Source organism: Rhizobium sp. SVR5-9E (assembly GCF_056755095.1).
Genome location: NZ_JBNDHS010000106.1, coordinates 1 through 18,258 on the forward strand (window position 1 = coordinate 1; position 18,258 = coordinate 18,258).

The window sequence follows — 18,258 nt, forward strand, 5'->3', positions numbered from 1 at the left end:
TGGGAAGGGTGGTTGGCTTAGCGGTCGCGGTGAACCTGCCTTGTATCGGCTCCACGAGATCGCAGCGAACACGACCGACCCCATCTTTGTTGTCGAAGGCGAGAAGGATGCCGATCGCCTTGCATCAATGGGCTATCTGGCGACCACTGTTCCGAACGGCTCGTGGCCTGACGACTTGTCGGCACTGTCCGGCCGCACTGTCTATGTGTTGGCTGACAACGACACGGCCGGAGACAAGAAGGCGCAGACGGCGATCGATCGGCTTAGCGGAATTGCCACGGCATACCGCATTGATCTTCCTGGACTTCCTGAAAAGGGCGACGTCAGCGACTGGCTCGACGCTGGTCACACCCATGGTGAACTAGAGGCAATTTGCCTCTCAAGCTCTCCAGTTCCGGCGAATGATAACCGGATTACCGGCCCACGCATCATCTCGAGCGCGGAACTCGTCCGCGGCTTTATTCCTCCTGACTATTTCCTAGACGGTGTCGCTCAGAAGGGGTTCATCTATTCCATGACGGCCGCCACAGGGACAGGGAAAACAGCCGTTCTTCTTCTTATATCAAGGCTGGCTGCCGAGGGCGGAGAACTTTCTGGCCGCGAGATTGCCAAGGGCCGCGTGATTTATTTCGCCGGCGAAAATCCCGACGACGTCACGATGCGGTGGATCGGCATGGCGCATGAGACCGGCTTCAGCCCGGAAGAGATCGATGCGCATTTCATCAAAGACAGGTTCAGCGTTCCCGAAGCGATAGCATCCATACGGGCACAGGTTGAGGCGTTGGGAGGGTCCGACCTGATCGTTATCGACACCAGCGCGGCGTATTTCCACGGAACTGATGAGAATGGAAACACGGAACTCGGAAAGCATGCTCGCGACCTGCGTGCGCTCACCACGCTGCCGGGGCGCCCTTGCGTCATGGTGGCGTGCCATCCGACAAAGAACGCCGGATCCGACAATCTTCTTCCTCGCGGTGGCGGCGCGTTCATCGCTGAAATGGATGGCAACTTAACGCTCGCGAAGTCGGACGGCATCATTAAGCTCCACTGGCAAGGCAAACACCGCGGGCCAGACTTCGATCCCATTTCGATTGAGCTGAAGACAATCACAGCGCCGACTCTGATTGACAGCAAGGGCCGGCCAATCCCGACCGTCATGGCGCAGGCACTGACTTCTGGAGAGGTCCGCAAACTTGCGGCAACGTCTCGTAGGGACGAAGATGATGTGCTTTTGCAGATCGATCGCGATGCCGGTTTGTCCTTGGCCTCTATCGCCGAGAACTTGGGATGGAGGCGAGAGGACGGATCCGCCCATAAAGATCGCGCCCGCCGCGCAACGGACAAACTCAAACGAGACAAGCTAGTTGCCCATGAGGGGCGAAGGTGGAAGGTCACTTCGTCTGGACTTGATGCCCTGACGGACATCCGCGCCGAGCGTCACAGGGAGGCGAATGCCGCGCAATTCGCCGAGCGAGCAGCCGAGAAAGCCGCCGTGCGGGCGGCAAGATATGCCCCGCACGATCCGGGCGAAGATTGAGGCTTTCGTGCGGAAATCGTGCGGGCGCACGAAAACCCCGCACGACTATCGAAAAAATCGAAGAAAATACAATAAAATCAACGTCGTGCGGGCGCACGATTTCTATATCAAAACACACCCTGAACGATGGGGGGAATTCATTCCCCATCATCGTGCGTGCGGAACATTTCCTATAGCACGCACGACCGCACGAAACCGAAGGAGGACAAAATGACCAAACCAAAGCCCACTTACAATCCCGAACTCCAGTGCTCTGTGTTCGGCCTCAGCTACGACTTCCCCAACAAGGAGGGTGTTTTGATGATGGCGGAAGGCAATTGCTGCGACATGGATGGTTGCACCGCTTTCTTCAGGCGCGTCGACCCAAATGTGCGAGCCATACGAACAGTGGCCGGTGGCATCGAAGACACGATGTATCGGCTCGATCGCGGGGAGTGGAAGGCGTTCCTTCCTTCTAATCAATGAGCCCACGCATAAAAACCGCGGAGCAATCAGCCCGCCGCGAGGCCGCGCTGGCTAAGGAGGCGATGTACACTGCGGTTGCCGACAGCACGGCGCCTCGGGATTTGCGAATGAGAGGCGACCATTACCGCCAGCGCCTCATCGATGCACATCGGATCATCGAAACCCTGCAACTAAGGATCAAGGAATTGGAAGCAGAGCGGGACAGGGTGAGGCGAGACGCCGAATATTCTTTGAGTCTTTGCGTAACCAGGACGGCGGCGGAAGAGGCCAGGCTTGGCGCTTTCCGTCTCGCTCGAGAAAAGGCGTCAATTCTCGCCGAGGGCCTGGATGGCACGCCAACTCCTCTTTCGTACGCAATTGACTGCATCCCCGACATTCGACCGAAGTGGACCAAATAATGACCGTAGCACGCGATTTTTCACAATTGGCCAGCCTGTTGGCCGAGCACACCGTCTCAACAGCCAGAGTGGCCGCCAACAAGAAAAAGACAAAGGCTCTCGGCCCGCTAACGACAACAAGCCGGCCGCTGAGGTACTTGCTTGGCCGGCACTCGAACGGCTCGCCTATCGAGGGGACGAAAGACGGATTATCGGGTTGCAACGTTGGCGCTACTTGATCTTTCCGAGAGAAACGGTCGTGGTCGGCGACGAGGAGACCCAATACGAGCCCGAGCTGTTCATTGAGGTCAGGCCGTCCGAAGCTGAGCTGCTTGCGTCCGTCGGTCGTAATGTAATCGGCCGCGAGCGCTGGGGCCATACCGGTGAGATGGCGAACGTCTACAGCGAGGCGCCGGATCCCAAGACGGAATACAGCATCAAAATGGTGGTCAGCGATGCGGGCGCGCCGTACCGCTCACTTGAGGCCAAGATCGGCAACCTAACGTTCCGCGATGGCGAGCTGATGGAATGGGGAACGACCGGTAAAGGGAAAGCTCTCAAGCCAGTCAACCGCAATCGTGGTGTGAAAGGCGGCGAGAAGACCGTCAGATCGCAATCTGCGATCTGGTCATACATTCGCTTGAAGGGAGCAGTCTCGCCCCTGACCGCAGAACCGTACATGAAGCCGATATCCACAGAGAAAGCAATAAGCGACCACATCACTCCCTCGGCTGAAGTTGAAGAGGCACGCGCGCTGCTCAAGACTATGGGTGTCGACGGAGAGGTACGGTTCGAGGATCTGCCATTCCCGGCAACCCTTGGCCCAGACTGCTTGGCAAAAGGATCGCTCTGGTTTGGCGGAATGAAAATGCCGAAGGAGACCGCGTCGACTCCAGCGTCACGTGAGCCTGACATCATCAGCAAGGCGGAAGCTATGAGTTATGCCGAATATCTGCGAAGCAGGCTCGGCACGCATGCCAAGGTTCTCGATATGGCGATCACGCATGCATCATCTGCCGCTGAGATCGGGGTCGCTATGGGACTGGCGCCAGCCTATGCAACGAAGCGAGGCGCGATAATGATAGACGAGGCGATCGATGCACTGATCACCCTTCTTGAGACGGTTGAAGGTGATTTGAATAATTCTGCGATCGAAGATACAAAAATCGCAGCTTGATGTCCAATCAACCGCCCTCTCGAACCGTATAATACTGAAGGGTTATGAAACCCAAAGGCCGCCATTGCGCGGCCTTTTTGCTTTGGGGCGCTGGTAGAACGCGGACGTTTCGCACTCGCGAGTTTGCCGGGACAGCCTCAATACCCATTGCCCCTTGCGCGCCTCCTCCGCAGCATTGGGTAATCATGCGGCAGGTTGAGCTTTAGGCTCCCTGCAGTATTAGTTTCGTACGTGCATCTGGAAACCAGTTAGCTGCGTCACCACATTGTTGGTAGCGCTTCGCGTTCTCCGAACGGTCGGTGCATAGGTCGGATACCGGATCTGGACCTAACGTTTATCAACAATGAATTGGAATCACCTGGCGCCGGCCTCGTTCCGGCTGACGGTGGTGCGCGCGGCGGGTTGAGCTGGCGACGCTGGCTCCCCGCTGCGGTCGCTATTTCAGCCGGTTGGCTGCTTTGTCGCACGCGTCTCGGTCGGAACCATGCCGCATAATGATGCGCCGCGCATCTTCGGCTGAGATGCCGTGCTTTCGAGCGAAATAACTCACTTCGTATGGCTCGCCTGCTGCTATCCGGCTGCGGTCCTGTTTACCCTTCTTTGTCTTGTCGTCTGACATTCGGATCTCCGTTGCTACAGATGCAGAATGCACAATAGAGTCTGGGAGTTCCCTGTGGCCGACTGCCGCAGCGAAGAAGCCAAGCGATACCGAAAGTTATACGGCACCGCCAGATGGAAGCGTATCCGTCATAGTCAACTCACCACTCAGCCACTTTGTGAATGGTGTCTCGAGAGAGAGATCGTAGAGCCAGCCACCGAAGTGCACCACGCTGATGGCGGCCACAAGGGTGATATCGATAGGTTCTGGAATGGCCCGTTCCTCTCAACATGCAAGCCATGTCACTCGTCGAGAGGGCAGCGCGAAGACCTTGGGCAGATAACGAAGACATTTGGCGAGGATGGCTGGCCGGTCGACTGACACCCCCCCTTCGATGTTCACGACCTGTCGGCCTACGTACCGGCGGGGGACTCGAACGCGTTACGCCGCAAGTTTTGAGATTATTTTTTAAGCAGTCTAGGAGCGAGCCATGGGCGCGAGAGGACCGCGGCCTGAAACTCCTGAAATACAGGCCCTAAAAGGCAATCCTGGCAAGCGCAAGAAGCGCGCGCCATCGATCAAACCAGCCGGCGAGACAGTCATCCCCAATTACCTTAAGGGCGACGCACTGGCCTGCTTCAAGATGATCACGGCAGCCATGCCGCCGGGGTATTTTGCATCAACAGATACCGGATCCATCGCAATCTATGCTGCGGCCTGGGCTGATCACAAGGCGGCCGTTTCTGCGCTCGCCGTTGAGCCTGCCATCGTCGACGGATCGACGGGAAATAAGCAGCCAAATCCATGGTTCAAAATCAAGAATGAAGCGGCGCGCATAATGATGGCCATGGGCGATCGTTTGGGGCTTGACCCTAAATCGCGCGCTGCTCTTTCGCCTCCCGAGGAGAAGAAGTCATCGAAGTTCAGCGGCCTGATTGGGCGAAGCGCGGAGACGGCGTAACGACTGACGGCCTGGCACGCGCAAAACAGGTGATTGATTTCATCGAATTGCTACGTGTACCGAGCGGCGAGGGGCAGGGGGAATACATCAAGCTTCGGCCATGGCAGAAGCAGTTTGTTGTGGATTTATATGCTCCACAAAATGATACGGGCCGCCGCCGTGTGCGGCGCGCGATCCTCTCTGTGGCGCGAAAGAACGGCAAAACCGCGCTAATCGCCGCGATCGTTCTGGCCCACCTAGTTGGACCGGTTTCCGAGATCAACGGCGAAATTTATTCTGCCGCGACGGATCGCGAGCAGGCCGGCCAGGTCTTCAAATTTTGCCGACAGATCGTTGAGGCGGACCCGGAACTAGACGCGGCGAGCGGCGGGCTTATTACCGTAGTGCCGTCGACCAAGACACTGGTATGCAAGAGTAACGGCTCGTTCTACCGCGCTCTGTCTGCCGAGGCCGGCACGAAGCACGGCTTGAATCCGTCGGTGTGGATCTACGACGAGTTGGCGCAGGCGCGCGACCAAGAGCTTTACGAGGTCATGAACACCTCGCAGGGAGCGCGCAAAGAGCCTCTTGGTATTGTCATCTCGACGCAGTCTCCCGATCCGGAGCACCCGCTTTCGAAGCTGGTGGACGATGCCCTTGTTGCAGACGACAATACCGTCTTGGTGCACCTATACTGCGCCAATGACGACGCCGACATCATGGATGAATCGGCGTGGCGAGCTGCAAATCCGGCGCTTGGTGACTTTCGTTCTATAGATGACCTTCGCGCTCTTGCTGTGCAGGCTACGCGAATGAAGACCTTGGAGTCTTCGTTCCGCAACCTGTATCTCAATCAGCGTGTAGACCAAAATTCGCCACTCATTCCGCGGTCAGAGTGGAAGGCTTGCCAAACCGGCGATACATTGAAGCTTGGCGAGAAGATTTATCTGGGCCTCGATCTTTCTGCTGTTGGCGACTTGACGGCTCTTGTCGGCGTGTCTGCCGAGTTTGCGGAAGACCGCATCGGCGCCTGGCACTGGAAGCCGCAGGAGTGGTTGCAAGATCATGCACACCGCGACCGCGCTCCGTATGATGTGTGGGCGCGTGCCGATGAGGGCTGGCTGGAAACGCCGCCGGGACGAATTGTCGACTATGGATTCGTTGCCAAGCGTATCGCGCAGATACGCGACGATTACGAGATCGTCGGCATTGCTTACGACCGCTGGCGAATTGAGCAATTGCTTGCCGAATTTGTCCGCATAGGCGTAGACGCGTACATCGACGGCAAGGACAATGAACTGAGTGGCGGTATCCGGCTTGTCCCATGGGGGCAGGGCTTCCGCGACATGGCGCCGGCTGTTGATGCCCTCGAGGCATCGGTGATCAATCGTAAATTCAAGCACAATGGCAACCCAGTTTTGGGCTTCTGCTTTTCGAACGCGATCGTTGTTTCGGATCCAAGTGGCAACCGCAAACTAGATAAGACAAAAACGCGCTTTCGTATCGACGGCGCAGTGGCGACTTGCCAGGCTCTCGGTCTCAAGTATCGCGAGGTCGAGAAGCCTGCCGAAGGAACCTCATTTTGGGAGGTTCTGGACCCCAACGCCGATTACACAGCGGCCGCATAGCCCATCGGGCAACATCAACAACAAGGAATGCCGATGGGTATCATTGACAGGCTGCTTGGCCGAAAGGACGAGCAGAAATCGGTGTCGTTTGACCCCGTTTGGCTCGACTGGTTCGGATCTCGTCAGTCGAAGGCTGGAGTTTCGGTCTCTTGGGAACGAGCGCTAGATGTTTCCACCGTGTTTGCTTGCCTTCGCGTTATCGCAAACGGCGTTGCGCAGGTGCCGCTGCAGGTCATGAAGGAACTGCCGGATGGCAAGGGCGGCACACCGGCGCTAGACCACCCGCTTTACAAGGTCCTGAACCGTCGCCCGAACCAGTGGATGACGGCGTTCGAGCTACTTGAAACCATGATTTTTCACGTTGCCCTGACTGGCAACGCGTTTTTCTACAAGAACATGATACGCGGCAAGGTCAAGGAGCTAATTCCTATCGATCCTGGCTCGGTCACGATCACCCGCAACAACGATTATTCGTTGACGTATCGCGTGAGTGGCCTTGATGGCCGCACTATGGACTTTCCGCAGTCGCTGATCTGGCACGTTAAAGGCCCCTCGTGGGACACTTGGCGGGGTCTGGACGCTGTTCGGCAGGCGCGCGAGGCTATCGGCCTCACAATCGCGACCGAAAATACACAGTCCGAGATGCACGCCAACGGTCTGCAGGCGTCCGGCACGTATTCGACCGAACAGAAGATTGATCCGGACAAATACAAGCAGATTCAGGCGTGGATTGCCGCGCAGATTGGCGGCGCTAACCGTCACAAGCCTTTTATCATCGATTCCGGCTTCAAATGGACGCCGCAGTCGATGACAGGCGTCGACGCGCAACATCTGGAAACGCGTAAGTTCCAGACTGAGCAGGTTTGCCAGTCCTTTGGCGTATTTCCGCAGATGATCGGCCACGCCGGCCAGGCAATGACCTTCGCCAGCGCCGAGCAAGTGTTTCTGGCGCACGTTGTTCACACGCTTGGGCCATGGTGGCGTAGGATCGAAGAGTCCATTGACGCCAATCTGCTTGATGGCGACGAAGACGAAGGCTTTTGCGCAAAATTCAACGCCAATGGCCTTCTGAAGGGCGCCGCGAAGGATCGCAGTGAATTCTATTCGAAGGCTTTGGGGTCGGGTGGCTCGCCTGCCTGGATGACACCGAATGAAATTCGCGCGCTCGAGGACATGAATCCGATTGACGGCGGCGACGAACTGCCAAAACCGACCAGTGTTGGCGGCGCTCCTGCGCCGAATAAGCCGCAGGACGGCCAACAGGATCCAAAAACATGACGATTAAAGGTGTTGGTGCCATTGAGCACCGCAGTTTTGGCCTTGGCGAGCTAAAAGTCGCCGATATCACCGCATCTGACGGCGAAATGACGTTTTCTGGCTACGGCGCCGTGTTTAACAACGTCGACGCCGGCGACGACCTGATTTTGAAGGGTGCCTTTGCCGAAACGATCAAAGCGGCGAAATCGACAGGAATTTGGCCTGCGATGCTGTCTCAGCATGGTGTTTATGGCAGCCAAATGACCCCGATCGGCGTGTGGACCGAGATGAAAGAGGACGATATCGGCCTCTATGTTGAGGGGAAACTCGCCAATACCGAGCGCGGCCGCGAGGTTTATGAGCTTCTGAAGATGAAGCCAAGGCCGGCTATTTCCGGCCTTTCCATCGGCTACAGAGCCAAGGAATGGACGCTCCGAAGCACACCGACTGAGCCGCGGCGCACGCTGAAGGCGGTCGATCTGCTGGAATGCAGCCTTGTGACGTTCCCCATGAACGGCAAGGCACGCGTTCTTAGCGTCAAATCAGAGTTCAACCCGCGAGAAATCGAAGATGGCCTGCGTGACGCAGGTTTGTCGCGGGCCGACAGCGTGAAAGCTGTAGCGATCTTCAAAAGCATACTGCTTCGCGACGAAGCAGAGCCGGAAACGGATCCTCGTGATGAGGACGAAGCGGCAATCAAGAGCGACGACCAGCTAACCGAGCTGGCGGAGCGCATCAAGGCGCTGATCGCCTAGCCGCGTTGGCTACAGGCGGCACGCTCTTAAACCACCACATCACCAGGAGACCACCATGACTGACAAAACCGCCGTTGAGCAGGTTATGTCTGCCTTTGAAGAGTTTAAGGCAGCCAACGACAATCGCCTCAAGGAAATCGAAAAGAAGGGCGCCGCTGACGTCGTTCTGACCGAGAAGGTTGACCGCATCAACGCGGCCATGGACAAGTTCGAAGACGCCAACAAGAAGGCGACTGCTGAACTGCTCGAGACCAAGAAGGCTCTCGACGACGAAAAGAAGCACGTCGACGAGCTCGAAGAAAAGCTCAATCGCCTTTCGCTCGTCGGTTCGTCCGATCCGGAAAAGCGCAAGGAAGAGCTCAAGTCCAAGGTAAACCTCTGGGCTCGTGCAGTCGTCGGCGCTCACACCATCGGCGTTCCGAACCTCACGGCCGAACAGCAGAAGGCCCTGGCCGACGTTGCCGCTGAATACAAGGCACTGTCCGTCGGCAACGACACGACTGGCGGCTACCTGGCTCCGGTTGAGTACGTTCGCGAAATCATCAAGACCGTCACGGAAATCTCTCCGGCACGCTCTCTTGCTCGCGTTCGCCAGACGGCATCGAAGTCCATTCAGCTTCCGAAGCGCACCGGCCAGTTCGCCGCGCAGTGGGTTGCTGAGCAGGGCACGAAGTCTGAGACTGACGGTCTGCGTTACGGCATGTGGGAAATCCCGACCCACGAGCTCTTCGCCCTGATCGATATTTCGAACCAGAACCTCGAAGACTCGGCGTTCAACATGGAGTCGGAGATCAGCTTCGAAGCCACCGAGCAGTTTGCCGTCGCAGAAGGCGCCGCCTTCGTTTCTGGCAATGGTGTCGGCAAGCCTGAAGGCTTCCTCGTTGCTGCTGGCGTCGGCGGTGCAAACTCCGGCACTGCAGCCACCATCGCCGATGTTGATGGCCAGGCAGACGGACTTCTCAAGCTGAAGTACGGTCTCAAGACCGCCTACACGCGCAACGCTTCGTGGGCACTGAATCGCACCACGCTCGGCTCTGTGCGCCGCTTGAAGGACGCGCAGAAAAACTACATCTGGATGCCAGGCATTGCGCTCGGCCGACCGAACACCATCGACGGCGACCCCTATGTCGAAGTTCCGGATATGCCGAACGAAGGCGCCGGCACCACGCCCGTAGCTTACGGCGACTTCGCCCGCGCTTACACGCTGGTCGACCGCATTGCGATGGAAATGCTTCGCGATCCCTACACCCAGGCAACGAGCGGCAACGTTCGCTTCATCTTCCGCCGCCGTCTCGGTGGTCAGGTCGTCCTGACTGAAGCAATCCGCAAGCTGACCTGCGCCGTCTAAGCCAACAGCGGGCGCTCTTCATGAGCGCCCATTTCCAACTTGAAAAGGAGATAGCCTGATGGCTTCAAGAGATCTTTATGACAATATTGGCGTGACGACCTCCATCGTTCCCGCCGTTCTTACTGCCACGACCACTGGCACCGGCGTCGACACCGCAGGTTTTGAGGCCGCCGCAGTCGTTATCAACACCGGTGCTATTGCTGGTGCCGGCGTGTTCAACGTTACGCTCGAGGAATCGGACTCGTCTGGATCTGGATATACGGCTGTCGCCGCATCCAAGATCCAGGGCACCCTTCCGACCCCGCTCGCGGCTTCGACGGTCTACAAAATCGGCTACCTCGGCGCCAAGCGGTATATCCGCCCGGTCCTGACGCTGGCCTCCGGCACCTCGATCGCCGCTGGTGCGGTTGTCGTTACGTCGCACGCTCGCAGCAAGCCTGTCGCCTAATGATGCATCGGGTTGTGAAGCCGTTCCCTTACTCCGAGGACGGCTTCACGCTCATTTCCTTGTCTGAAGGCGATGAGCGTGATTTCGGCTCAATGGCTGACGGGCTCGTTGCCATTGGCTGGATTGAGCCGGTTGATGCTGTGGCACCTGTTGCCGAACCGCCGACGGTTGAACCGACCGAAGAGCAGCCAGCCACCCGCGTCCGCGGCAGAGGGAAATAATCATGGGTTTGCGCCTTGTAACGCCGGCGACGGCGACGATTGTGTCGTTGGATGAAGCCAAGGCGCATCTCCGTGTTTTTCACGACGATGATGACGCCTATATCGGGGCGTTGTCTGCCGCTGCTCAAGATTGGCTGACTGGCGAAAACAACTGGCTCGGACGTAGCGTCGTAGAGCAAGACTGGGAACTGACGCTAGATCGCTTCCCATGGCATGGATATTGCGATCCGTGGCCGCGCTTCCGGCACGGTGGCGACTATCAGCCGAACGCACTCCGCTTGCCGAAGCCGCCGCTCATGGAAGTGACTGGCCTATTTTATACGCCGTCTAATGGCGGCGCAGAGGTGGAAATCACTGATTTCCGCACGATCGGCACAGCAGAGACCAACGGCGCCTATTTGCTCCCGGCAAAAGGGCAGTCCTGGCCGATGACGGACGGCGAGCCTGAATCGGTTCGCGTCGAGTTCACGGCGGGATACGCTGATTTGCCTCCGTCGATAAAGCATGCCGCGTTGCTGATGATCGCCCATTGGTATGAAAACCGAGAGGCGGCCACAACCGATCAAAAAGGGCTGGCCAACTTGCCGTTGGCAGTTGATGCGCTCCTGGCGCCCTACAGAAGCTGGCCGCACTGACGGCAGAAAGATTTCCCCATGACCGACCTCGTAATAACCCCAAGCGCCGTAACGCCAGGCGCCAACGCATCTATCGACTTCGGCACTGCCGGCGAGGCCATTACAGCAGGCCAGCCGGTTTACCGGTCTTCGACCACCAACAAGTGGATGCTGGCCGACACGGACTCTGCCACCGCTGAGGCTCGCGTTGCCAAGGGCATTGCACTGACTGGTTCGGCGCTCAATCAGCCGGTTGCCATTCATAAGTACGGCGATCTGACGCTTGGCGCGGTTTTGACGAAGGGCGTCGGGTATTACCTTTCTGGCGCGGCGGGCGGGATTTGCCCTGTGGCCGATCTGGCGACGGGGGATTTTACCTGTTTCCTCGGGATTGCGAAGAGCTCGACTGTCATCGCAGTCGATATCCAGTCGGCTGGTGTGGCCATCTAATGTGGGTCCAGTTCACGGCGCCGTATTGCTTCGTGGCAACACCCGCCGTGAGCATCGTCTTCAAGCCAGATGGCGGCCCGTTTAAGGACGGCCGCTATCTGGTAAAGCGCGCGTGCGGCGACGCGGCAATAGCGGCGGGTAAGGCCACGTTGGCCGCGAGGCCGAAAAGGGCGGAACATGGCGACGAAACCTAGCGCAGGATGCTTGCGCGAGAAGATCTCGTTTCAGGTCAAAGTTACCTCTCCGGACGATTACGGCAACGAGCAGACAGAGTGGCAAACTCAGTTCACAGCCGCAGCCGAACTCATCCCGCTAAAAGGCGGCGAGCCGGTAATTGCGGCCAGGCTCAGTGGGATCCAGCCTTATATCATTCGCATTCGTAGCCACCCCGCCGCAAGGGACGTCACAACGGCGTACCGAGCCGTTGATGCGCGCAATCCATCGCGGATGTTCAACATCACGTCTGTGGCGAACATCGACCAAAAGAATGCGTACATCGACATGATGGCAACGCAGGGAGTGGCGACCTAATGGCGTTGAAGGTTCGAGTGCAAGGTCGCGCGCAACTCACCAGAGACCTAAAAGCTATCGTTCCGAATGCTCTGAAGTATGCTGCTGACGCAAATCTTCGCATTGTGGAAGAGGCGGCCGACAAGATCCGTGATGTGGCGCCCAGAGGCGCGACGCTGGAATATGCGGAGTCGATTCACGGTGATTTCCTGAAAAATAATCCAGGCGCTCTGGACTTCAGCAATAACCCGACCAAGGACAAAGACGCGGCGGGCTTGTTTGCCTCCTTCATTTGGAAGTGGCTGGAATACGGCACCGCGCCGCACAACACTACAAAGGGCGGCGGCACAGTAAAAGGCCGGTCGAACTTCCATCAGGGAATCGGAAATATCCATCCCGGTACGGCGGCTCAGCCGCATATCGCCCCGACTTGGCGAAGCTTCAAGGCTACGGCTGCCAAGATCAAGCGCGCAGCGATCGCAAAAGCGTTCCGCGAATTCAATCGGAAATAGCCAAATGCCCAGCGCTAAACTTGAATTGCAAGGCGCCATTGTGCCGCGCTTGAAGGCTGATGCTGCCCTGACGCCGCTTATCGGCGGCAGGGTTTACGACCAGCCGCCGTCGCCAGTTACATATCCATACGTCACGATTGGCGAGGCTCAGACTATTCGCGACGATGCAACATGCATCAGCGGCGGAAGGGTGTTCCTGACGCTGCACGGATGGTCGCAGGCAGTCGGATTTCCAGAAGTCGAACGCATAGCCGACGCCGTTGTCGAAAGCGTGCATCTAGCACCGCTCACGCTAGCGACCCATCGGCTGATTTCTCTAATGCACCGGCAGACTCGGACGTTCCGCGATCCTGACGGTCTGACCAGCCACGCGGTCATCGAGTTCGTGGCCAACACCGAAAAGCCGACTGCGTAGCGCGGACGGCACCACCACGCGCAACCGCGCTAAATCACCACCACAATTAGGAGACCACCATGGCGGACGGCCAACAGCTCGGCAGACTTTTGCTCATCAAAATAAGCGATGGGGCAGACCCCGAAGTGTTTTCGAATCTCTGCGGTCTGAAGACGCGCAGTTTCAATATGTCGGCGAATGAGATCGACACCACGATCCCGTCGTGCACCAATCCCGGCGGCCCGGTTCAGAAGACCAGCCGTCCTGGCATCTCGAACCGCACATTCACCGGATCCGGCGCATTCGTCGCCAGTTCGGCGATGGACGTCTTCATGGGCCATGTTCGCGCCTCTGAAGCATTCAATGCGCAGGTCATCGTCCCCGGTGACGGAACCTACGAAGGTTCGTGGATGGTGACCGACTTCAGCTTCTCGGGCGACGTCGAGCCAAACATGGAATTCAGCGCAACCTTCGTTGCTGCTGATGAGCTGACCTTCACGGCGGAGGCATAATCATGGCCAAAAAAGAGGAGACCGTTGTGAAATTCAAGTATGAGCCCAATGAGGCGCGCGGCGAAGCGCGCCTCATCATCGATGATGTCGAGCTTATCTTGGCCGCGGAGATGGCCCGCCTATCGGCCGTTTCGAGCCGGCTGCAGTGCCGCTCGCTGAATGACCTGTTTGTCAGGCTTTCGGGTGTCGAGGTTGCGGCTACTGCGGCTGGCATTGAGCTTCTGACAGTCAAGGGCAACGCACTTGAGGCGCTTACGAAGCTGAAGCTGAAGCACTTCACGGCGTGTGCTGCTGCCTTTTCTGCCATCCTTGCGCATCATTTCGATGGTGACGAGGGAAACGCGGAAGCCGCCGACGAGGCGGCGTAGACGGCTACAAGGCGGAAGAAGGCTTCCCTTGGCGACAGTGGATGCGGATGGGCATAGGCGGGCTAGGTTGGCGGCCGGCGGACTTTTGGTCCGCCACGCTTACCGAGTTCTTCGAAGCCATTCACGGTCACAACGAAGCGCAGGGCGGCGAGCAGGAGTCGGCTGCACCAAAGGCTAGCGAAATGGACGCGCTGATTGCGAAGTATGGTTAGGCTGGCGCGAGCTTGACCGCCGTCCCACTTGCCGCAACGAAGAGAATGCCGCCGTTTCCCGATGTTGACAGCTCGTTATAGTCGAGATCGACGGCAATTACCGCATCGGCACCAACGGCCGCCGCTTCGCGCTTTAGGCCCTCCAGACAGGATAGTCGAGCTTCCCGGAGAGACTTCTGGGACGAGTTGGCCCTGCCGCCGACAAAATCACGCCAGTTGTTGGCGATGTCTCGGAAGATGTTCATTCCGAGTGCCGCCTCTGCAGCAACGATGGAAATCACGTCGTCGATCTTGCGGTTTGGGACATCGATAGATGTCGTCAGGATGATCTCTTGGGTGGGCGGAAGCGGTTCCGCGTTCATTGGCGCTGGCATTACGTTCACTGCGCCGTTCAAGGGTTTTGGGTCAAATGACACGGTGTTCCGCTTGGGCGCGCCGTGGTTGAAACAATGATCGCAGATCCCGAGCTTGACCTCGTTGCTTGCTTTCTCCTGACCACACTCGGTGCAGACCGACATACCACATCCTCACAGCCCGCCACCACGCGGGCTTTTCCATTTTAAGGCGAATGTTGATGGCTGACAACGACAATAATTTGGTCTTCACCGTCAGCTCTGACATGTCCGCGGCGCAGCGTGGGCTGAATAAGTTTGTCGCTGATGTTGGCACCTCGACAACCCGGATCGCAAAGAAATTCGAGGCCGCCGGAGCAAAGATCGATAGCTCCACGACTGCGCTGCAGACCCGAATTAATGGGATCGTCGGACTTGGCACGAAGGCGACCAAGGAGTGGACCGGCGCACTTGCCGATCAGGGAAAAGAGATCGAGAGGCTCCGGGCGCAATACAGTCCGCTCTTTGCAACACTCAATAACTACAAGGCCACGGTAGCAGACATTCGACGCGCTCACGCGATCGGCGCCATCTCCGCAAATGAGATGGCTACAGCCATTAGTAAGGAACGGCAGGCTGCACTTGCCTCTACTGCGGCCATCAAGGGGCGCAATGCCGCTTTGGCGGATACGCCGACCCATCGTGGCGGGCAGGGATTTCAGACGGCGAATATCGCCGCACAGTTTCAAGATGTCGCAGTAACGTCGGCAATGGGCATGAGCCCGTTGCAGATTGCCCTTCAGCAAGGCACGCAGCTTTCGTCTGTATTTGCGACGATGGGGAGCGGCAAGCAGGTTGTTGCCGGATTGGCTGCAGCCTTCACCAGTTTGGTTAGCCCCGTATCCCTCGTAACGATCGGCCTGATTGCCGGTGGCGCTGCGGCTATTCAGTATTTCCAATCCATTGCCAGTGGCGGCGACGAAAGCGCTGAGAAGATCAAAGAGCAGGCGCAGCTTGTTCAAAACCTCGCCGATCGGTGGGGAGACGTTATTCCGGCCCTTCGCGAGTACGCCAATGAATTGGCCCGCGCACAGGATGCCGCCGATATCAGGCAAGGCGCGAGTATCGTCAACGAGCGAACGCTTGAAGGCGTCCGCAAGGGCATAAAAGACACCCAGGCAACATACGCTGCGTTTGTCGCGGACCTGCGTGCCGGCGGTGAAGAGCCTGAAGTCATCAAGCAATTCGAAGACGCCTATCAGCAGTTCGCCAAGGCAGCGAACGATGGCAAGCTCGAAACCGCGGACGTCCATCGGGTTCAAGATGCGCTTGCTGCGGCTCTAAACAGCGTTGGCATTCCGGCGGTTTCTGAGTTTAAGAAAGTATTCGACGAACTAGCGGCCAGCGCTGAGACGGCAGCAGGAAGTGTCGGCAAGGTCAATGACGCGGCTTCGCGTGACATCCCGATGTCGGCGTGGAGAAGCTTCAATCCGCAGACTGGAAAGCTCGAAACAAACGCCTCCATAGGCGACGAGAACATCAGGAACCCCGGCTTCATGACGCCGGAGATCGGCCCGGTGCCAGGACGCCGGCCGAACATTGAACTGGAAGGCTTGCCGGGCTCCGATAAGCTCGAGAAGACGGCCGAGACGGCAGCCACGCGCGCAGCAAACGCCTACCGCGATCTGACCAAGAGCGCCGACGACCGCATTGGCCAGATCAAGCAGGAAATCGACCTGCTCGGAAAGTACGGGACTGAGGCAGACGCAGCGCGCTTTGCGCTCGACCTGTTGCAGCAGTCGGAAGACAGGGGCCGCTCGCTCAGCGATGAGCAGCGCAAGGCGCTTGAGCAGAAGGTTGCGCTCTATAAGCAATATTCTGACACGCTGGCGAAGGCGAAGCTTTCGCAGGACTTGCTTCAGAATCGGCGCTTCAACTCGCTGTCCCAGGAAGACCAGCAGGTCACGACGACGCTTCGTCAATACGGCCTGCCAGAAGACCTTAGCAGCAACGAGGCCGGCCAGATCAGGAGTTCGATCCGCACAGAGAATGCACGCGAGGAATTGCGTTCGTTCTTCGGCGACTTCAAGGACGCCCTGATCCACAATGGCGGCGATATCGGCAAGGCGTTTGCTGAGTCCATCCAGAATGCACTTTTGAACGAAGCATCAAAGCTTTGGGATAAGGTCTTCGACCAGATTATCAATGCCATCATTGGCGGTACTGGCGGGCAGGCTGCGGCGAGCAGCGGGAGTGGATTGGGGGCGGCTGGAGGAGCGGTCGCTAACGTCTTTTCTGGAGGGGCGCCTGCCAGCAAAGCAACGGTTAGCAGTGCCGGATCGGCGGTTGATCTAGCTTCGGCCCTTACTGGCTTTACCGAGACTGGCAATACTAGTTCAATCAACTCCTTCCTGAAAAAGGGCGGTGTTGACATCAATGCCGCTCAAACGGCGTGGTGCGCGGCTTTTGTCAACTCCTCGCTCGATCAGATCGGGGTCAAAGGCACAGGTTCCCTGACTGCTAATTCGTTCCTCAATTGGGGAACGAGCATCGATCCCAGCCAGGTGCTGCGCGGCGACGTTCTCGTGCAGAATCGCGGCCTTGGTGCGGGACAGGCTGGCGGGCACGTTGGCTTTGCGACCGGCGCGATGCGTGCGGTCGGTGGCGCAGACCAGCTACAGATGCTTTCGGGCAACCTCAATAACGGCGTGGACACGTCTTGGGTCAACGCTACTCAGGTGCAGGTGCGGCGCGCGTCAGAGGCACTTGGCAGCGTTGCAGATTCTGCAGGCGCGGCAACGCAGGGCCTTGGAACCTTCGGCTCCGGCCTCGGTTCTCTTGGCTCACAACTCGGCGGCGCCGGAAGCGGTGCTTCGGGCGGCGGAGGCCTGTTTAGCTGGCTCGGCGGCCTCTTTGGAGGCGGCAAGGGTGTTTCACCACTAAGCCCAAATTGGGCGCCGAACACGACCTTTGGTGCGTTCCTCGGTCTTGCCGACGGCGGCCATGTCGCCGGCGCTGGTGGACCGACTGACGACAGCATCCCTGCGATGCTTTCGAACGGTGAGTTTGTCGTGAATTCGCGGGCTACTCGCAAGCACAGACAACTGCTCGAGGCGATCAATACGGGCCGCGTTGCTCGGTTCGCATCGGGTGGTCTCGTGACGCCGCGGCTAGTGTCTGCTCCGCGCGCACCAACCTTGTCACCACGCGCAGCAGCGGCATCCAACGACAGCTCCCAGCCGGGGATTCTGCAGGTCCATATCGTCGGTGCAAACGGCGACGACCACGTCCGCAAGCTGGTCAAGCAGGGCGTGGACGAGGGCCTAGGCCAATACAACGAGCAGCAGCGCCGCGGCGGCTTCGGCACGATGCAGAGCCGCTACAATAGCCAGAAGGGCTGACATGACCCGTTATCAGAATGTGCCAACCCTGGCGGCAGACTTTCTGGCGCCAGGCAAGACCACCTTTGACGTTGTTGGCTCGTCGATCGATGGAGGACGCAACGGCATTGGCGAAAGCCAGACGATAGAGATGAGCGGTGGCGGTATCGTCACCGCTTCGTACGAAGACTGCAAGATCAAGGATCCTGAGCAGTACGAGTAC

The 18,258-nt window shown here is 58.2% G+C and carries 19 protein-coding genes and 2 pseudogenes; 19 read left to right on the forward strand and 2 right to left on the reverse strand.

Going from position 1 to position 18,258, the window contains the following annotated elements; translation table 11 throughout:
* The 3 genes from ACPYOJ_RS29505 to ACPYOJ_RS29515 form a co-directional block, all read left to right on the forward strand.
* On the forward strand, positions 1-1,537 hold a 1,537-nt coding region (locus ACPYOJ_RS29505), incomplete at its 5' end, for an AAA family ATPase (protein ID WP_481419417.1).
* A 210-nt stretch (positions 1,538-1,747) separates the two neighbouring features.
* Positions 1,748-2,002, forward strand: coding sequence for a hypothetical protein (locus ACPYOJ_RS29510; RefSeq protein ID WP_481419418.1), 255 nt, complete (start codon positions 1,748-1,750; stop codon positions 2,000-2,002).
* A 327-nt stretch (positions 2,003-2,329) separates the two neighbouring features.
* Positions 2,330-3,556: a hypothetical protein gene (locus ACPYOJ_RS29515; RefSeq protein WP_481419419.1), complete on the forward strand. Its 1,227-nt coding sequence runs from the start codon at positions 2,330-2,332 to the stop codon at positions 3,554-3,556.
* A 436-nt stretch (positions 3,557-3,992) separates the two neighbouring features.
* Here the strand turns inward: ACPYOJ_RS29515 and ACPYOJ_RS29520 are convergent, their stop codons facing one another.
* Positions 3,993-4,175 carry a DUF3606 domain-containing protein gene (locus tag ACPYOJ_RS29520; protein ID WP_481419420.1) on the reverse strand — a complete coding sequence of 61 codons (183 nt, stop codon included), beginning with the start codon at positions 4,173-4,175 and terminating at the stop codon, positions 3,993-3,995.
* Positions 4,176-4,644: 469 nt separating this feature from the next.
* Between ACPYOJ_RS29520 and ACPYOJ_RS29525 the strand changes: the two genes are divergently transcribed.
* The 14 genes and pseudogenes from ACPYOJ_RS29525 to ACPYOJ_RS29590 all read left to right on the forward strand — a co-directional run.
* The gene (locus ACPYOJ_RS29525; protein WP_481419421.1) at positions 4,645-5,115 is read left to right on the forward strand and encodes a phage terminase small subunit P27 family; all 471 of its coding nucleotides are present in this window, start codon (positions 4,645-4,647) and stop codon (positions 5,113-5,115) included.
* Positions 5,116-5,144: 29 nt separating this feature from the next.
* On the forward strand, positions 5,145-6,722 hold the full coding sequence (locus ACPYOJ_RS29530; protein ID WP_481419422.1) for a terminase large subunit: 1,578 nt from the start codon (positions 5,145-5,147) through the stop codon (positions 6,720-6,722).
* Between the two features lie 33 nt (positions 6,723-6,755).
* Entirely contained in the window at positions 6,756-8,000 is a 1,245-nt protein-coding gene (locus tag ACPYOJ_RS29535; RefSeq protein WP_481419423.1) for a phage portal protein, read from the forward strand.
* A complete protein-coding gene (locus tag ACPYOJ_RS29540) occupies positions 7,997-8,734 on the forward strand; it encodes an HK97 family phage prohead protease (RefSeq protein ID WP_481419424.1) in 738 nt (245 codons plus the stop codon). Before ACPYOJ_RS29535 ends, ACPYOJ_RS29540 begins: the two co-directional genes overlap by 4 nt.
* 55 nt (positions 8,735-8,789) lie before the next feature.
* Entirely contained in the window at positions 8,790-10,082 is a 1,293-nt protein-coding gene (locus ACPYOJ_RS29545) for a phage major capsid protein (RefSeq protein WP_481419425.1), read from the forward strand.
* Positions 10,083-10,140: 58 nt separating this feature from the next.
* Positions 10,141-10,530, forward strand: a complete 390-nt coding sequence (locus tag ACPYOJ_RS29550) for a hypothetical protein (RefSeq protein WP_481419426.1) — start codon at positions 10,141-10,143, stop codon at positions 10,528-10,530.
* Positions 10,531-10,753: 223 nt separating this feature from the next.
* Positions 10,754-11,386, forward strand: a complete 633-nt coding sequence (locus ACPYOJ_RS29555; RefSeq protein ID WP_481419427.1) for a head-tail connector protein — start codon at positions 10,754-10,756, stop codon at positions 11,384-11,386.
* An 18-nt stretch (positions 11,387-11,404) separates the two neighbouring features.
* Positions 11,405-11,815, forward strand: a complete 411-nt coding sequence (locus ACPYOJ_RS29560; RefSeq protein WP_481419428.1) for a hypothetical protein — start codon at positions 11,405-11,407, stop codon at positions 11,813-11,815.
* Positions 11,816-12,019: 204 nt separating this feature from the next.
* Positions 12,020-12,346: a head-tail adaptor protein gene (locus ACPYOJ_RS29565; RefSeq protein ID WP_481419429.1), complete on the forward strand. Its 327-nt coding sequence runs from the start codon at positions 12,020-12,022 to the stop codon at positions 12,344-12,346.
* A complete protein-coding gene (locus tag ACPYOJ_RS29570) occupies positions 12,346-12,837 on the forward strand; it encodes an HK97 gp10 family phage protein (protein ID WP_481419430.1) in 492 nt (163 codons plus the stop codon). Before ACPYOJ_RS29565 ends, ACPYOJ_RS29570 begins: the two co-directional genes overlap by 1 nt.
* A gap of 4 nt (positions 12,838-12,841) precedes the next feature.
* Positions 12,842-13,252 carry a DUF3168 domain-containing protein gene (locus ACPYOJ_RS29575; RefSeq protein WP_481419431.1) on the forward strand — a complete coding sequence of 137 codons (411 nt, stop codon included), beginning with the start codon at positions 12,842-12,844 and terminating at the stop codon, positions 13,250-13,252.
* A gap of 59 nt (positions 13,253-13,311) precedes the next feature.
* Entirely contained in the window at positions 13,312-13,743 is a 432-nt protein-coding gene (locus ACPYOJ_RS29580) for a phage tail tube protein (RefSeq protein ID WP_481419432.1), read from the forward strand.
* Between the two features lie 2 nt (positions 13,744-13,745).
* A complete protein-coding gene (locus ACPYOJ_RS29585; RefSeq protein ID WP_481419433.1) occupies positions 13,746-14,111 on the forward strand; it encodes a hypothetical protein in 366 nt (121 codons plus the stop codon).
* A gap of 35 nt (positions 14,112-14,146) precedes the next feature.
* A pseudogene (locus ACPYOJ_RS29590) lies at positions 14,147-14,323 on the forward strand (phage tail assembly chaperone); the annotation flags it as partial.
* Here the strand turns inward: ACPYOJ_RS29590 and ACPYOJ_RS29595 are convergent.
* Positions 14,320-14,685 carry a YbjQ family protein gene (locus ACPYOJ_RS29595; RefSeq protein WP_481419434.1) on the reverse strand — a complete coding sequence of 122 codons (366 nt, stop codon included), beginning with the start codon at positions 14,683-14,685 and terminating at the stop codon, positions 14,320-14,322. The pseudogene ACPYOJ_RS29590 and the gene ACPYOJ_RS29595 overlap by 4 nt on opposite strands.
* Positions 14,686-14,897: 212 nt before the next feature.
* Between ACPYOJ_RS29595 and ACPYOJ_RS29600 the strand changes: the two genes are divergently transcribed.
* A complete protein-coding gene (locus tag ACPYOJ_RS29600; RefSeq protein WP_481419435.1) occupies positions 14,898-18,056 on the forward strand; it encodes a phage tail length tape measure family protein in 3,159 nt (1,052 codons plus the stop codon).
* Between the two features lies 1 nt (position 18,057).
* A pseudogene (locus ACPYOJ_RS29605) lies at positions 18,058-18,258 on the forward strand (hypothetical protein); the annotation flags it as partial.

Coding starts and splice junctions, on each gene's coding strand:
- ACPYOJ_RS29510 (WP_481419418.1), top strand. CDS start 1,748: ATGACCAAACCAAAGCCCACTTACAATCCCGAACTCCAGTGCTCTGTG.
- ACPYOJ_RS29515 (WP_481419419.1), top strand. CDS start 2,330: ATGGCACGCCAACTCCTCTTTCGTACGCAATTGACTGCATCCCCGACA.
- ACPYOJ_RS29520 (WP_481419420.1), bottom strand. CDS start 4,175: ATGTCAGACGACAAGACAAAGAAGGGTAAACAGGACCGCAGCCGGATA.
- ACPYOJ_RS29525 (WP_481419421.1), top strand. CDS start 4,645: ATGGGCGCGAGAGGACCGCGGCCTGAAACTCCTGAAATACAGGCCCTA.
- ACPYOJ_RS29535 (WP_481419423.1), top strand. CDS start 6,756: ATGGGTATCATTGACAGGCTGCTTGGCCGAAAGGACGAGCAGAAATCG.
- ACPYOJ_RS29540 (WP_481419424.1), top strand. CDS start 7,997: ATGACGATTAAAGGTGTTGGTGCCATTGAGCACCGCAGTTTTGGCCTT.
- ACPYOJ_RS29545 (WP_481419425.1), top strand. CDS start 8,790: ATGACTGACAAAACCGCCGTTGAGCAGGTTATGTCTGCCTTTGAAGAG.
- ACPYOJ_RS29550 (WP_481419426.1), top strand. CDS start 10,141: ATGGCTTCAAGAGATCTTTATGACAATATTGGCGTGACGACCTCCATC.
- ACPYOJ_RS29555 (WP_481419427.1), top strand. CDS start 10,754: ATGGGTTTGCGCCTTGTAACGCCGGCGACGGCGACGATTGTGTCGTTG.
- ACPYOJ_RS29560 (WP_481419428.1), top strand. CDS start 11,405: ATGACCGACCTCGTAATAACCCCAAGCGCCGTAACGCCAGGCGCCAAC.
- ACPYOJ_RS29570 (WP_481419430.1), top strand. CDS start 12,346: ATGGCGTTGAAGGTTCGAGTGCAAGGTCGCGCGCAACTCACCAGAGAC.
- ACPYOJ_RS29575 (WP_481419431.1), top strand. CDS start 12,842: ATGCCCAGCGCTAAACTTGAATTGCAAGGCGCCATTGTGCCGCGCTTG.
- ACPYOJ_RS29580 (WP_481419432.1), top strand. CDS start 13,312: ATGGCGGACGGCCAACAGCTCGGCAGACTTTTGCTCATCAAAATAAGC.
- ACPYOJ_RS29585 (WP_481419433.1), top strand. CDS start 13,746: ATGGCCAAAAAAGAGGAGACCGTTGTGAAATTCAAGTATGAGCCCAAT.
- ACPYOJ_RS29595 (WP_481419434.1), bottom strand. CDS start 14,685: ATGAACGCGGAACCGCTTCCGCCCACCCAAGAGATCATCCTGACGACA.
- ACPYOJ_RS29600 (WP_481419435.1), top strand. CDS start 14,898: ATGGCTGACAACGACAATAATTTGGTCTTCACCGTCAGCTCTGACATG.